Origin of the sequence: Mycolicibacterium neoaurum, from assembly GCF_036946495.1 — a bacterium.
GTDB lineage: Bacteria > Actinomycetota > Actinomycetes > Mycobacteriales > Mycobacteriaceae > Mycobacterium > Mycobacterium neoaurum_B.
Genome location: NZ_JAQIIX010000002.1, coordinates 2,664,925 through 2,679,160 on the forward strand (window position 1 = coordinate 2,664,925; position 14,236 = coordinate 2,679,160).

Consider the following 14,236-nt stretch of genomic DNA (forward strand, 5'->3'; position numbering starts at 1 on the left):
GGACGAGCATGAGTGTGACCCGCCTCATCGAGGAGACCCTGGCCGCCAACGACCTGGAATACACCCACCACAAGGGCGTCAAGGGCGGTCTGCCCGGCCTCGTCGTGGCGCTGCCGGGGGAGCGCAGGCTCAAGACCAACACCATCCTGAGCGTCGGCGAGCATTCGGTGCGGGTGGAGGCCTTCGTCTGCCGCCGTCCCGACGAGAATTTCGAGGCCGTCTACAAGTTCCTGCTCAAGCGCAACCGCAGGCTGTACGGCGTGGCGTACACGCTGGACAATCTCGGCGACATCTACCTGGTGGGCTGGATGGCCAACGGTTCGGTGACCGCCGAGGAGATCGACCGCGTGCTCGGCCAGGTGCTCGAAGCCGTCGACAGCGATTTCAACACCCTGCTGGAGCTGGGCTTCCGCTCATCGATCCAGAAGGAATGGGAGTGGCGGGTTGCCCGCGGCGAATCCCTGAAGAATCTCGAAGCCTTCGAGCACCTCATCGAGGACTGACCGGTCATGGCAAGATTCCAGTCATGCCGACCTTGATCCTGCTGCGCCACGGCGAGAGCGACTGGAACCAGAAGAACCTGTTCACCGGGTGGGTCGATGTCGACCTCACCGACAAGGGCCGGGCCGAGGCGGTCCGCGGCGGCAAGCTGCTCGCCGAACAGGGCGTGCTACCCGACGTGCTCTACACCTCGCTGCTGCGCCGCGCGATCACCACCGCCAACCTGGCACTGGACGCGGCCGACCGGCACTGGATCCCGGTGCACCGGGACTGGCGGCTCAACGAGCGGCACTACGGCGCGCTGCAGGGCCTGGACAAGGCGGCCACCAAGGAGAAGTACGGCGAAGAGCAGTTCATGGCGTGGCGCCGCAGCTATGACACGCCGCCGCCGCCCATCGAGAAGGGCAGCGAGTTCAGCCAGGATGCCGACCCCCGCTACGCCGACATCCCGGGTGGGGCCCCGCTGACCGAATGCCTCGCCGACGTGGTCGAGCGTTTCGTCCCGTACTTCGAGCAGGCCATCGTGCCCGACCTCAAGGCCGGTAAGACGGTCTTGATCGCGGCGCACGGCAACTCGCTGCGCGCCCTGGTGAAGTATCTGGACGGAATGTCCGATGCCGATGTCGTGGGTCTGAACATCCCGACCGGTATCCCGCTGCTCTATGAACTGGACGAGAACCTGAAGCCCACGGTCGCCGGCGGGAAGTACCTGGATCCCGAGGCCGCCGCCGCCGGGGCAGCGGCCGTCGCGGCGCAGGGCGCCAAGTAGCGCGCATCAGGTGAGCGTCAGGTAAACGGCCGCCGAATACTGGTCTTTCTACGTGTGACTTGTCCCGGTTTGGCCGCTTGCTGCTGGGATGTCGTTCACCCGATGCGTACGATTTTCGCGTGAGTGTCGGTTCCGCGCTGCTGTTGGCGGCAGCGCTGGCTGTGCTCGCGCTCGGGATAGGCGTCGCCGTCGGCATGGTGGCGATGCGCAAGATCGCCGCCCGCCGGGCCGAGCGCGACATCGAAGAAGGCGGTGGGATCACCGTCTCCCAGATGCTCAGCCATATCGCCGCGATGTCCCCGATGGGGATCGTCGTCGTCGACACCTTCCGCGATGTCGTCTACATGAACGACCAGGCCATCGAACTGGGCCTGGTGCGTGACCGGTTGCTCGACGACCGCGCCTGGCAGGCCGTCCAGCGTTGTCTGGCCACCGGCGCCGATGTCGATATCGACCTTTCCCCGCGCAAGCGGCAGAAGACCGGCCGTTCGGGTCTGGCGGTCCGCGGACATGTGCGGTTGCTGGTGGAGGGCGCGCATCAGTTCGCGGTGGTGTTCGTGGGCGATCAGTCCGAGCAGGCCCGCATGGAGGCCACCCGCCGGGATTTCGTGGCCAACGTCAGCCACGAGCTCAAGACGCCGGTCGGGGCCATGGGTGTGCTCGCCGAGGCCATGCTGGCCTCCACCGAGGATCCCGACACGGTGCGCCGGTTCGCCGAGAAGATGATCATCGAGTCGGTGCGGTTGGCCGACATGATCGGTGAGCTGATCGAGCTGTCCCGGCTGCAGGGTGCCGAACCGCTGCCGGATCTGGAGAGCGTCGACGTCGACGGTGTCGTCGCCGAGGCGGTCTCGCGCTACAAGGTCGCCGCGGACAGCGCGCACATCACCATCACCACCGATGCGCCGACGGGCTTCCGGGTGCTCGGCGACGAGCGGCTGCTGGTCACCGCGATCGCCAACCTGGTGTCCAACGCCATTGCGTACTCCCCGGACGGATCGGATGTGTCGATCAGTCGGCGTCGCCGCGGCGACGAGATCGAGATCGCGGTGACCGACCGCGGAATCGGTATCGCCCGCGCCGACCAGGAGCGGGTTTTCGAGCGGTTCTTCCGGGTCGACAAGGCGCGCTCACGCGCCACCGGGGGCACCGGTCTGGGGTTGGCGATCGTCAAGCATGTGGCGGCCAATCACAACGGATCGATCCGGCTGTGGAGTCAGCCGGGCACCGGTTCGACGTTCACCCTGTCGATTCCGGCAATACCTGAGGGCCAATCGGCCGATGAAGAAGAATGAGGAAGGCTAGCTTCTGATGACCAGTGTCCTGATCGTGGAAGACTCCCCGAGAGCCCTCGTGGCGAAAGGCGCGGCACTCTGATGACCAGTGTCCTGATCGTGGAAGACGAAGAGTCCCTTGCTGATCCGCTGGCGTTCCTGTTGCGCAAGGAGGGGTTCGAGGCCACCGTCGTCTCCGACGGCCCGTCGGCGCTTGCCGAGTTCGAGCGCACGGGGGCCGATATCGTGCTGCTGGACCTCATGCTGCCCGGAATGAGCGGCACCGATGTCTGCAAGCAGTTGCGGTCGCGGTCCAGTGTGCCGGTCATCATGGTGACCGCGCGGGACAGTGAGATCGACAAGGTCGTCGGGCTGGAACTCGGCGCCGATGACTATGTCACCAAGCCGTACTCGGCCCGTGAGTTGATCGCCCGCATCCGCGCGGTGCTGCGCCGCGGCGCCGACAACGACGATCCCGGTATCTCCGACGGCGTGCTGGAGGCCGGTCCGGTGCGGATGGACGTCGAGCGGCATGTCGTCAGCGTCAACGGCGAGCAGATCACGTTGCCGCTCAAGGAATTTGATCTGCTCGAGTATCTGATGCGCAACAGCGGACGGGTGCTGACCCGCGGGCAGCTGATCGACCGGGTCTGGGGTGCCGATTACGTCGGCGACACCAAAACCCTCGACGTTCACGTCAAGCGGCTGCGCTCGAAGATCGAGTCCGACCCGGCCAGCCCGGTGCATCTGGTGACCGTCCGCGGGCTCGGCTACAAGCTGGAGGGCTGAGACCCCGCCGGTACCCGGCTTACTCGGCGGCGCGGGTCGCCGGGTGCACGGCGATCAGCCCGAGTTGTCCTCGGCGTCGGCACATCGCGGCCAGCTCGGCATAGGCCTTCTCGCCGAGCAGTTCGGTGAGTTCGGGTGCGTAGGACTGCCAGACCGGCTTGGCGCCGACATGGGCCGCCGGATCCCCGGTGCAGTACCAGTGCAGATCGGCGCCGCCCTCGCCCCAGCCACGCCGGTCGTATTCGGTGATGACGGTCTTGAGGATCTCCGAACCGTCCGGCCGGGTCACCCAGTCCTGGGTGCGCCGGATCGGTAACTGCCAGCAGACCTCGGGCTTCATGGTCAGCGGTTCGACGCCGAGTTTGAGCGCCTTGGAGTGCAGCGCGCAGCCGATACCGCCGGCGAAGCCGGGCCGGTTGAGGAATATGCAGGCGCCCTTGTACTTTCGGGTCCGCTGGTTGGGTTTGCCGTCGTACTCGTCATCTTCCAGATAGCCCTTGCGGCCCAGCCCCTTGCTGCGAAACTGCCAGTCCTCGTCGGTCAACTTCGTGACCGCATCGTCGAGCATGGCGCGGTCGTCGTCATCGGAGAGGAAGGCGCCGTGCGAGCAGCAGCCGTCGTCGGGGCGGCCTGCCACCGTGCCCTGGCAGGCGGGCGTGCCGAAAACGCATGTCCAGCGCGACAACAACCACGTCATGTCCGCACTGATCACGTGGTTGGAATCCTCGGGGTCGTAGAACTCGACCCACTCGCGCGCGAAGTCGAGGTCGACTTCGCCACCCACTCCTCCGAGTTGCCTACCGCCGACGGGTGACGTCTTCACAGTTGTCAACGGTAAACCCACTAACCTTGGTCGCGTGCGATTGGGCGTGCTGGATGTGGGCAGCAATACGGTTCATCTGTTGGTCGTCGACGCCCGCCGCGGTGGACACCCGACACCGATGAGTTCGACCAAGGCCGCGCTGCGGCTGGCCGAGGCGATCGATTCGACCGGCAAGCTGACCCGTAAGGGTGCGGACAAGCTCGTCAGCACGGTCGACGAGTTCGCCAAGATCGCCACCAGTTCGGGATGTTCGGAGTTGATGGCCTTCGCCACCTCCGCGGTGCGTGACGCCACCAACTCCGAGGCGGTGCTCGCCAGGGTGCAGTCCGAGGCCGGGGTTTCGCTGCGCGTGCTCAGCGGTGTCGACGAGTCGCGGCTGACGTTCCTGGCGGTGCGCCGGTGGTACGGCTGGAGCGCCGGGCGCATCATCAACATCGATATCGGCGGCGGCTCGTTGGAGTTGTCCAGTGGGGTCGACGAGGAGCCCGATGTGGCGCTGTCGCTGCCGCTGGGCGCGGGGCGGATGACCAGGGAGTGGCTGGCCGAAGATCCGCCGGGCCGCCGGCGGGTGGCGATGCTGCGTGACTGGCTGTCCACCGAGCTCTCTGAGGCGGGGTCGGTGATCCAGTCGGCAGGCACACCGGACCTCGCGGTCGCCACATCCAAGACGTTCCGGTCGTTGGCGCGGCTCACCGGCGCGGCGCCATCGGGGGCGGGGCCGCGGGTCAAGCGGACGCTGACCGCGAGCGGTCTACGCCAGCTGATCGCATTCATCTCTAGGATGACAACGGCCGACCGAGCCGAGTTGGAGGGGGTGAGTGCCGAGCGGGCGCCACAGATCGTGGCGGGGGCGCTGGTTGCCGAGGCGAGTATGAAGGCCTTGGGTGTCGAAACGGTGGAGATCTGTCCCTGGGCGTTGCGGGAGGGACTGATCCTGCGCAAACTCGACAGTGAAGCCGACGGAACCGCCCTGGTCGAGACCATCCCAGCCACTCCCGAGGGCAAAAGACGATGACTGATAGCAACAGCAACGCAGACAACACGGCCACGCGACCCATCTCTGTCGCCGAGCTGCTCGCCAGGAACGGGTCGATCGGAGCGCCCGCGCCCGGCGGGCGTCGCCGGCGCCGTCGCGGCAACGCCGACGCGGTGACCGTCGCCGAGCTGACCGGGGAGATCCCGATCATCTCGATGACCGACGAGCCCCCGGCCCCCGAACAGCCCACCGCCGAGGCCACCGACGAAGCCACCGAGAAAGCCACGGCCGAAGTCGAGGCGGCTGAAGCCCCGACGGCCGAGGAGACCGCCGTCGACGCGCCCGTCCTCGACGAACCGCAAGCCGAACCGGACCCCGAACCCGAACCGGATGCCGAGGAGACCGCGGCGGTCGACGCCGCGGCCACCGACTACGACGCGCACCTGCAGCAGCGCGAGGCGGAGCCGGAGCCGGTGGCCTTCCAGCCCCGCCGTCGTGCCCACGGGTTCTCCCGCCGTGCCGCCGAAGCCGATGTCACCGAGACGGCCAGCGAGACGGCCACCGCCGAGGCGATGAGCCCGGACCCACTGCTCGATGATGACGGTGCCCTCGACGACATCGACGATGTCGAGGGCACCCACGACCGGCCGTCCTATCTGAAGTCCCCATCGGACACCCTCTTCGGCGGCGATTCGGTGGCCGACGAGGCGACGCGGCGCACCCGGACCCCCGGCCCGGAGGACATCGACCTCGAAAGCGGTGACCTGGACCGCAGCGATCTCGACGACACCGAGCTGCTCCTGATCGGTGACGCCGGCGAGCAACACGAGGGCTCCGCGTTCATGCGCGGTCTATGGGTCGTCGTGCAGAGTGTCCTGGCCGTCGCGCTCGGTGCCGGGTTGTTCATCGCCTTCGACCAGCTGTGGAGATGGAACAACATCGTCGCACTGGCGTTGTCGGTACTGGTGATCCTCGGCCTGGTCGTCGGCGTGCGGGTGGTCCGCAAGACCGAGGACATCGCCAGCACGCTGATCGCGGTGGCGGTGGGCGCCATGGTCACCCTCGGCCCGCTGGCGTTGCTGCAATCCACCTGATGACGAGCTAGTGCGTCCCGCGATCAAGGTCGGTCTGTCGACGGCCTCGGTATATCCGCTGCGCACCGAGGCGGCGTTCGAGCACGCCGCCCGCCTGGGCTACGACGGGGTCGAGCTGATGGTGTGGGCCGAGGCGGTCAGCCAGGACATCGATGCCGTCGAGGCGATGTCGCAGCGGTATGGGATCCCGGTGCTCTCGGTGCACGCACCGTGCCTGCTGATATCGCAGCGGGTCTGGGGGGCCAACCCGATCGCCAAGCTGGAACGCAGTGTGCGCGCCGCCGAACAGTTGGGCGCCCAGACCGTCGTGGTGCACCCGCCGTTCCGCTGGCAACGCCGGTACGCCGAGGGGTTCAGCGCACAGGTCGCGGACTTGGAGGCCGGCAGCGATGTACTGGTCGCGGTGGAGAACATGTTCCCGTTCCGCGCCGACCGGTTCTGGGGTACCGGCAAACCGTCGATCGAGCGGATGCGACGGCGCGGCGGCGACCCCGGGCTGGCGGTGTCGGCGTTCGCACCGTCCTATGACCCGCTCGACGGCGGTCACGCGCACTACACGCTGGACCTGTCGCACAGCGCCACCGCCGGCACCGATGCGCTCGAGTTGGCCCGGCGGATGGGTGATGGCCTGGTGCACCTCCACCTCTGCGACGGCAGCGGGGCGTCCACCGATGAACACCTCGTCCCCGGTCGCGGTAATCAACCCGCCGCCCAGATCTGCAGACAGTTGGCGACGTCGGATTTCACCGGGCACGTCATCCTCGAGGTCACCACCTCGGGAGCGCGCAACGCCGCCGAACGGGATGCGCTGTTGACCGAGTCCCTCCAATTCGCAAGGGAGCACCTGCTGCGATGAGTGTGTTGTTCAGCGACGCGATGCGGTTGGAGACCGCCGGCGACGGGGTCTACACGGGGGCGCTCAACGAGCACTGGACGATCGGCCCGAAGGTGCACGGCGGGGCCATGCTGGCGCTGTGTGCCAATGCCGCGCGCACCGAGATCGGTGTCCCGGGTGTGGAACCGATCGCGGTGTCGGGAAACTTCCTGTGGGCGCCGGATCCGGGCCCACTGCAGGTGGCCACCGATGTGCGTAAGCGGGGTCGCCGGATCAGTCTGGTCGACGTCGAACTGCGCCAGGGCGAGCGGGTCGCCGTGCGCGCGGCCATCACGCTCGGCGTGCCCGAGAACGACACCGTCCCGCTGTTGTCGACGAACCCGGTGGTCGCGTTGATGACCCCGGAACCACCGCCCGGACTGGAGCCGATCGGACCGGGACATCCAATGGCCGATGTGGTGCACCTGGCCCACGGCTGCGATATCCGGCCGTCGCTGACCACCATGGCGCCGCGCTCGGATGGCGGCCCGCCGGTCATCGAGTACTGGGTCCGCCCGCGTGAGTGCGCTCCGGACGTCCTGTTCGCCCTGCTGTGCGGTGATGTGTCGGCCCCGGTGACCTTCGGCGTCAACCGGCTGGGTTGGGCGCCCACCGTGCAGCTGACGGCCTTTCTGCGGGCCGTCCCGGCCGACGGCTGGTTGCGGGTGCTGTGCACGACGACCCAGATCGGTCAGGAGTGGTTCGACGAGGACCACGTCGTGGTCGACTCCAGCGGCCGGATCATCGTGCAGAGCCGTCAGCTCGCACTGGTGCCCGCGTCCTGAGCGAACTCCTGTCACGGTCCGTGACATGCTTTCCCGGTGGCGAGAATTGCGATCATCGGCGGAGGAAGTATCGGCGAGGCCCTGCTCTCGGGATTGTTGAGGGCCGGCCGTCAGGTCAAGGATCTGGTGGTCGCCGAGAAGCATCCCGACCGTGCCCGGCAGCTGTCGGAAACACATCAGGTGTTGGTGGCCTCGGTCGCAGATGCCGTCGAGAATGCGTCCTACGTGATCGTGGCGGTCAAGCCCGGTGATGTCTCCGCGGTGACCGCGGAGATCGCCGAGGCGGTCGCCAAGGCCGACAACGACAGTGACGAGACGGTCTTCGTCAGCGTCGCCGCGGGTGTCAGCACGACGTTCTTCGAGAACAAGCTGCCCGCGGGCTCTCCGGTGGTGCGGGTCATGCCGAATGCGCCGATGGTGGTCGGCGGCGGCGTCAGTGCCGTGGCGGCCGGCAGGTTCGCCACCCCGGAGCAGGTCAAGGAGGTCGCCGCGATCTTCGACACCGTCGGCGATGTGCTGACCGTTACCGAGGCGCAGATGGACGCGGTCACCGCGGTGTCGGGTTCGGGCCCGGCGTACTTCTTCCTGATGGTGGAGGCGCTCGTCGACGCGGGTGTGGCGGCCGGGTTGTCCCGTGAGGTGGCCACCGAGCTCGTGGTGCACACGATGGCGGGGTCGGCGGCCATGCTGCTGGACCGCCGCGACTCGGCACCGAATGGCGTAATGGACACCTCTGCGACCGCATTGCGGGCTATCGTGACCTCACCGGGTGGTACCACCGCGGCTGGTCTGCGAGAACTCGAGCGCGGGGGCCTGCGCAGTGCCGTGGCAGACGCCGTGCAAGCGGCCAAAACACGCTCTGAGCAGCTAGGAATTACATCCGAGTAGTTCACCAATTTCGGACTGATTAGCCCACACCCGTCGCAATAACCCCAGTGGCCACGCTATTCTCCTCGTGTATGCACGCGTACGTGCCAGCGGTGGGGAAGCCGCTGGCCCGGCCGTGCCTTATGGATTGGGTTTGCGATGACGTCAATGAACGGGCCATCGGCGCGGGATTCCGCTGGCGACGGCCAGCCGAAGGCTCAATTTCTCACCGTCGCAGAGGTCGCCAGCTTGATGCGGGTCAGCAAGATGACCGTGTACCGCCTCGTGCACAACGGTGAACTGCCTGCGGTACGGGTTGGTCGCTCGTTCCGCGTACACGCCAAGGCGGTGCACGACCTTCTGGAGACCTCGTACTTCGACGCCGGCTGATTAGTTCCGGGCCGGGGCACCCGGGTAAGGTGACCCGGTCAGTTCACACATCGGTAGGTAGCGGAGTTCATGGGTTCAGTAATCAAGAAGCGGCGTAAGCGCATGTCGAAGAAGAAGCACCGTAAGTTGCTTCGTCGCACCCGGGTCCAGCGCAGAAAACTCGGTAAGTAGCTTCCGGCTTCGGCCGCTAGGCTGGCCCGATGGATGAACTTGGTTCCGCACCGAAAGTCGTCCTGGTCACCGGGGCCTGCCGTTTTCTCGGCGGATACCTGACTGCACGCCTGGCGCAGAATCCCGCGATCGACCATGTCATCGCGGTGGATGCGATAGCACCGAGCAAGGATCTGCTGCGGCGGATGGGGCGCGCCGAATTCGTGCGCGCCGACATCCGCAACCCCTTCATCGCCAAGGTCATCCGCAACGGCAACGTCGACACCGTCGTCCACGCCGCGGCGGCCTCCTACGCGCCGCGCGCCGGTGGACAGGCCACCCTCAAAGAGCTCAACGTGATGGGGGCCATCCAGCTGTTCGCGGCCGCGCAGAAGGCACCCTCGGTGCGTCGTGTCGTGCTCAAGTCCACCTCTGAGGTGTACGGGTCCAGCTCGCGTGATCCGGTCCGGTTCACCGAGGACGGCAGCGCGCGCCGGCCGCCGACCGACGGTTTCGCCCGCGACAGCATCGATATCGAGGGCTACGCCCGCGGGCTGGCGCGCCGGCGCCCGGATATCGCGGTGACGATCCTGCGGTTGGCCAACATGATCGGTCCGGCGATGGACACCGCGCTCTCGCGCTTTCTGGCCGGCCCGGTCGTGCCCACGGTGCTCGGGCGGGACGCCCGGCTGCAGTTGCTGCACGAACAGGATGCGCTCGGCGCGTTGGAACGGGCCACCGTGGCGGGCCGACCCGGCACCTTCAACGTCGGCGCCGACGGCATCATCATGATGAGTCAGGCGATCCGCCGTTCTGGCCGGGTCGCGCTGCCGGTACCGCGTTCTGCCCTTGCCGTCGTCGACTCGCTGCGCCGCGCCACCCGCTATACCGAGCTCGACCGCGAGCAGCTGAACTACGTGAGCTTCGGCCGGGTGATGGATACCGCCAGGATGCGAAACGACTTAGGCTATATCCCGAAGTGGACCACCGCGGAGGCATTCGACGATTACGTGCGGGGACGTGGTCTGACGCCGATCATCGACCCGAAATGGGTACGCTCTGTGGAAGGTCGGGCAGTGGCGCTGGCGCAACGCTGCGGCGGCCAGGGGACGACGTGACGTCGGGTTGGGGAGAGGTTGTTCGGTGGCGGGTGAATCAAAAGCGAAAGTGATTCCGCTGCGCGCGAATTCGGGTCGCTCGACCGCCGCGCGCCGCGCCGCTCAGCGTGCCGATGGTGCGCGCAGGCATCCCTCCCTGCTGTCGGATTCCGACGAGCGTGCCTCCGTCGAGGAGATCGCCGCCGTCGTCCGCGAGATCGACGAGCATCGACACAACGGTGCGGCCGCCGCCCCCGAGGACGTTCCCAACGAGCTGTCCAAGGCCATCTCCGCGATCGCCGATTTCGCCACCCGCCGGATGACGGGTGACTACACCGTCGACGAGTTCGGTTTCGACCCACACCTCAACGACAACGTCGTATTGCCGCTGCTGCGTGGACTTTTCAGGAACTGGTTCCGCGTCGAGGTCAGCGGTATCGAGAATCTGCCGCTGGATGGGGCGGCACTGGTGGTGGCCAATCACGCCGGCGTGCTGCCCTTCGACGGACTGATGGCGTCGGTGGCGGTGCATGATCATCATCCGCGTCAGCGGGCATTGCGTTTGCTGGCAGCCGATCTGGTCTTCGACATGCCCGTGGTGGGTCAAGCAGCGCGCAAGGCCGGACACACCGTGGCGTGCACCTCCGATGCTCACCGGTTGCTCGCAGCCGGTGAGCTCACCGCGGTGTTCCCCGAGGGTTTCAAGGGGCTGGGTAAGCCCTTCAAGGATCGCTACAAGCTGCAACGGTTCGGCCGCGGCGGCTTCGTATCGGCTGCGCTGCGCGCGCAGGTGCCCATCGTCCCGTGCTCGATCGTCGGGTCCGAGGAGATCTACCCCAAGATCGGCGACATCACGTTGCTGGCCCGCCTTCTGGGGCTGCCCTACTTCCCGGTCACGCCGCTGTTCCCGCTGGCGGGCCCATTGGGCTTGGTGCCATTGCCGTCGAAGTGGCACATCAAGTTCGGCGAGCCGATCTCCACCGAGGGGTACGACGACGGTGCCGCGGATGACCCCATGGTCACCTTCGAGCTGACCGACCATGTCCGCGAGACCATCCAGCACACGCTGTATCAGCTGCTGGCCAATCGCCGGAACACCTTCCTGGGCTGAGCCTCTTTTTCCTGGGGTGCGGCGAGTGAGACGCTATTGCGCTCCTACAGCCCGATCGAGCGCAGAAACGTCTCATTCGGGGACCCAGCCGCGTGCGAGTAGAGCCGTTCTTGCCTCTTCCACGATGTCGCGCCGACGGTCTTCCTTGACCACATGGATGACGTGCCAGCCGAGCCTGTGCAGCACACGCGCGACCAACACGTCGTTGACGTAGGTCTTCCGACTGGTCAGATGTATGTCGCCGTCGTACTCGGCGCCGATCTTGAACTGCTTCCACGCCATGTCGATGCGCCGGACATAGCGACCGTTCTCGTCGTGGACGACGACTTGAGTGGTCGGTGCCGGTAGGCCGGCGTCGATGAAGATCAACCGCAGCCACGTCTCCCGCGGTGACTCCGCTCCACCATCCACCAGTGGCAGCGCCACCCGCAACCGACGAAGTCCGCGCAGGCCCGGATGGTCCTCGGCGATGGCGAGGATGTCGCAATGTGTGAACGGTCTGGCGCGCATCAGGGCGTCCAGGCGGGCCACGGCGTTGTCGCGGGGGAGATGGCGGGCCAGATCGAAAGCAGTGCGGGCCACCGTGGTGACCCTGATGCCGGAGACCATCGTCATCTCGTCGGGCAGCAGAGACTCGCGGCGTCTGATGAGGCCGGCCTGCGGGCGCGTGGCCGAGATGATTTCGATCGGCGTCTCTACATCCACCCATTTCGCACCATGCACGGCTGACGCGGCGACTCCGGTTACAACGGCGTCCGGCACGGCCAGCATCAGCCCCGTCAGTCTGTCCCGTTGCGATATCTGGTGCTCTGCGGGCACATACACACCGCGGTAGATGGCGCGGTACCGACGCCGCAGTGCGGACGGAGTCAGCTCACCGGATGACACCGCGTCGGCACCGACGAAGGGGATCTGCACACTTCTTAGGACGCAGCCGATGTTGATTCGGCTCCAATGAGCGTTGAGTGAGACGCTTTCGCGCGCAAATCGCCCGCAGAAAGACGTAAACGTCTCACTCGGGCGAAAAACTAGCTGTTCTGGTTGGCGACCATTCGCGCGATCGAGGCATCCCGGGCCGCCGCGATCTGTGCGGTGACCTCGTCGGCCTCGCCCTCGTGCTCGGCCTCACCGAGGATGGTGATGACGCTGGTGAGCACCGGATTGCCGTCGTCATCGGTGACCTCGGCGCGCACCTCGGTGAGGATGGCGCCGTGCGATTCGATGACCGAATCCAGGTACGAGTCGAACCACAGTTTGTCGCCGGCCTTGATCGGGCGGTGGAAGACCAGCTTCTGATCGCGGTGCAACACCCGCTCGAGGTTCACCGGCACATCGAACTGGTTGAAGATCTCCAGCTGCACCCGGCGCCCGGCGACCGCGATGAACGTCAGCGATGCCACGAGGCTGTCGTGGCCGTGTTGGGCGGCACCTTCCTCGCTGTGGTGGGCGGGGTGCTCATCCTTCACCGCGGTCGCGAACTCGCGGATCTTCTCCCGGCCGACCTCGAAATAGTCGGGGTACCGGTAGTGGGTTCCCACGATCTCTTCGGCAATGCCCATGGCGGGTGAGCCTACCGTGCGGGCGATCAGTGACCTGCGTCGCGGCGAGAGGCGACTGCAGCCAATGCTCCGCCGACCGCACCGAGGGCCAGCGCCGAGGGCACTCCGATGCGGGCCGCCTTACGGGCGGTGCGGAAGTCGCGGATCTCCCAGCCGCGCTCGCGGGCCACATCGCGCAGCGCCGCGTCGGGATTGATCGCGACCGCGGTGCCGACCAGCGACAGCATCGGCACGTCGTTGAAACTGTCCGAATAGGCGGTGCATCGACGCAGGTTGAGGCCCTCGCGGATGGCCAGCGACCGGACCGCGTGCGCCTTGCCCGCCCCATGCAGGATGTCCCCGACGAGCCGGCCGGTGAACACACCGTCGACGGATTCGGCGACGGTGCCCAGCGCCCCGGTCAGGCCCAGCCGACGAGCGATCGTGTCGGCGAGCTCATAGGGCGTCGCCGTCACCAGCCACACCTGCTGGCCGGCGTCGAGGTGCATCTGCGCCAGCGCGCGAGTGCCAGGCCAGATTCGGTCGGCGATGATCTCGTCGTAGATCTGTTCACCGAGCTCGACCAGTTCGGCGGTGGAACGGCCCTCGATGAACGCCAGCGCCTTCTGCTTGCCCTCGGCGACGTCGTCGCTGTTCTCCTTGCCGGTGAACTGGAACTTGGCCTGCGCGTAGATGATCCCGGCGATATCGCGGTAGGTGAAGTACTTGCGCGCGGCCAACCCACGGGCGAAGTGCACCAGCGATGATCCGTGCACCAGCGTGTTGTCGACGTCGAAGAACGCCGCCGCGGTCAGGTCCGGCGGTGGCGGCGGAGGCGTGTCGGACACCGTTCAACATTAAGTCACGCCGGACCGATACTGGGGGCGTGGACCATCAGGTGTTGTTGCTCACACGTGCCGGATGCAGCCTGTGCGCGGCGGCCGCCGCGACGCTGGACGCGCTGGCCGCCGAATTGGGTATGCGCTGGGAGTCGGTCGATGTCGACGTCGCCGCCGACGCGGGTCAGCCCGCGTTACGTGCCGAGTACGGCGATCGGCTGCCGGTGGTGCTCCTCGACGGCGTCGAACACAGCTACTGGGAGGTCGACGAAGCGCAGTTACGAAAAGATCTCAGCTAATTTGGTCGCTGCGCAGGTAAAGGCTACTTTGGACCGTGGCCTAGGGCGAGTGACGGGAAG

The 14,236-nt window shown here is 66.8% G+C and carries 18 protein-coding genes; 14 read left to right on the forward strand and 4 right to left on the reverse strand.

Annotated elements, in window-relative coordinates:
- The first annotated feature begins 8 nt into the window (after positions 1–8).
- The 4 genes from PGN27_RS18145 to regX all read left to right on the forward strand — a co-directional run bounded on the left by PGN27_RS18145 (position 9) and on the right by regX (position 3,333).
- Positions 9–503: a type III secretion system chaperone family protein gene (locus PGN27_RS18145; protein ID WP_335327370.1), complete on the forward strand. Its 495-nt coding sequence runs from the start codon at positions 9–11 to the stop codon at positions 501–503.
- A 23-nt stretch (positions 504–526) separates the two neighbouring features.
- Positions 527–1,270 carry a phosphoglyceromutase gene (locus PGN27_RS18150; protein WP_030134250.1) on the forward strand — a complete coding sequence of 248 codons (744 nt, stop codon included), beginning with the start codon at positions 527–529 and terminating at the stop codon, positions 1,268–1,270.
- A 119-nt stretch (positions 1,271–1,389) separates the two neighbouring features.
- Positions 1,390–2,565, forward strand: coding sequence for a sensor histidine kinase (locus tag PGN27_RS18155; protein ID WP_335327371.1), 1,176 nt, complete (start codon positions 1,390–1,392; stop codon positions 2,563–2,565).
- A gap of 81 nt (positions 2,566–2,646) precedes the next feature.
- Positions 2,647–3,333, forward strand: coding sequence for a two-component sensory transduction protein RegX (gene regX, locus PGN27_RS18160; RefSeq protein WP_335327372.1), 687 nt, complete (start codon positions 2,647–2,649; stop codon positions 3,331–3,333).
- A 19-nt stretch (positions 3,334–3,352) separates the two neighbouring features.
- Here the strand turns inward: regX and PGN27_RS18165 are convergent, their stop codons facing one another.
- Complete coding sequence (locus PGN27_RS18165) at positions 3,353–4,165, reverse strand: DUF3109 family protein (RefSeq protein ID WP_431606698.1); 813 nt, start codon at positions 4,163–4,165, stop codon at positions 3,353–3,355.
- Positions 4,166–4,190: 25 nt separating this feature from the next.
- Between PGN27_RS18165 and PGN27_RS18170 the strand changes: the two genes are divergently transcribed.
- From PGN27_RS18170 to PGN27_RS18210, 9 genes are all read left to right on the forward strand, one after another.
- Positions 4,191–5,171 carry a Ppx/GppA family phosphatase gene (locus tag PGN27_RS18170; protein WP_174241666.1) on the forward strand — a complete coding sequence of 327 codons (981 nt, stop codon included), beginning with the start codon at positions 4,191–4,193 and terminating at the stop codon, positions 5,169–5,171.
- Complete coding sequence (locus tag PGN27_RS18175) at positions 5,168–6,226, forward strand: Rv0497 family membrane protein (RefSeq protein WP_335327373.1); 1,059 nt, start codon at positions 5,168–5,170, stop codon at positions 6,224–6,226. The genes PGN27_RS18170 and PGN27_RS18175 overlap by 4 nt, the downstream gene beginning before the upstream one ends.
- Positions 6,227–6,236: 10 nt before the next feature.
- Positions 6,237–7,082, forward strand: a complete 846-nt coding sequence (locus tag PGN27_RS18180; protein WP_335327374.1) for a sugar phosphate isomerase/epimerase family protein — start codon at positions 6,237–6,239, stop codon at positions 7,080–7,082.
- On the forward strand, positions 7,079–7,885 hold the full coding sequence (locus PGN27_RS18185) for a thioesterase family protein (RefSeq protein WP_335327375.1): 807 nt from the start codon (positions 7,079–7,081) through the stop codon (positions 7,883–7,885). Before PGN27_RS18180 ends, PGN27_RS18185 begins: the two co-directional genes overlap by 4 nt.
- A 36-nt stretch (positions 7,886–7,921) precedes the next feature.
- Complete coding sequence (proC, locus tag PGN27_RS18190) at positions 7,922–8,773, forward strand: pyrroline-5-carboxylate reductase (RefSeq protein ID WP_335327376.1); 852 nt, start codon at positions 7,922–7,924, stop codon at positions 8,771–8,773.
- 138 nt (positions 8,774–8,911) lie between these two features.
- Entirely contained in the window at positions 8,912–9,142 is a 231-nt protein-coding gene (locus tag PGN27_RS18195) for a cell division/environmental response transcriptional regulator (protein WP_023985266.1), read from the forward strand.
- 69 nt (positions 9,143–9,211) lie between these two features.
- A complete protein-coding gene (locus tag PGN27_RS18200) occupies positions 9,212–9,313 on the forward strand; it encodes a 30S ribosomal protein bS22 (RefSeq protein WP_003402602.1) in 102 nt (33 codons plus the stop codon).
- A 29-nt stretch (positions 9,314–9,342) separates the two neighbouring features.
- Complete coding sequence (locus tag PGN27_RS18205; RefSeq protein WP_335327377.1) at positions 9,343–10,410, forward strand: SDR family oxidoreductase; 1,068 nt, start codon at positions 9,343–9,345, stop codon at positions 10,408–10,410.
- A gap of 25 nt (positions 10,411–10,435) precedes the next feature.
- Complete coding sequence (locus PGN27_RS18210) at positions 10,436–11,500, forward strand: lysophospholipid acyltransferase family protein (RefSeq protein ID WP_335327378.1); 1,065 nt, start codon at positions 10,436–10,438, stop codon at positions 11,498–11,500.
- Between the two features lie 72 nt (positions 11,501–11,572).
- Here PGN27_RS18210 and PGN27_RS18215 read toward each other — a convergent pair whose 3' ends face one another.
- The 3 genes from PGN27_RS18215 to PGN27_RS18225 form a co-directional block, all read right to left on the reverse strand.
- The gene (locus PGN27_RS18215) at positions 11,573–12,418 is read right to left on the reverse strand and encodes a type IV toxin-antitoxin system AbiEi family antitoxin (protein WP_335327379.1); all 846 of its coding nucleotides are present in this window, start codon (positions 12,416–12,418) and stop codon (positions 11,573–11,575) included.
- Positions 12,419–12,528: 110 nt separating this feature from the next.
- Complete coding sequence (locus tag PGN27_RS18220) at positions 12,529–13,059, reverse strand: FAS1-like dehydratase domain-containing protein (RefSeq protein ID WP_335327380.1); 531 nt, start codon at positions 13,057–13,059, stop codon at positions 12,529–12,531.
- Between the two features lie 26 nt (positions 13,060–13,085).
- Positions 13,086–13,886, reverse strand: coding sequence for an HAD family hydrolase (locus PGN27_RS18225; RefSeq protein ID WP_335327381.1), 801 nt, complete (start codon positions 13,884–13,886; stop codon positions 13,086–13,088).
- Between the two features lie 38 nt (positions 13,887–13,924).
- On the opposite strand from PGN27_RS18225, the gene PGN27_RS18230 reads away from it, so the two are divergent.
- Entirely contained in the window at positions 13,925–14,176 is a 252-nt protein-coding gene (locus PGN27_RS18230) for a glutaredoxin family protein (protein WP_213448155.1), read from the forward strand.
- Positions 14,177–14,236 lie beyond the last annotated feature (60 nt).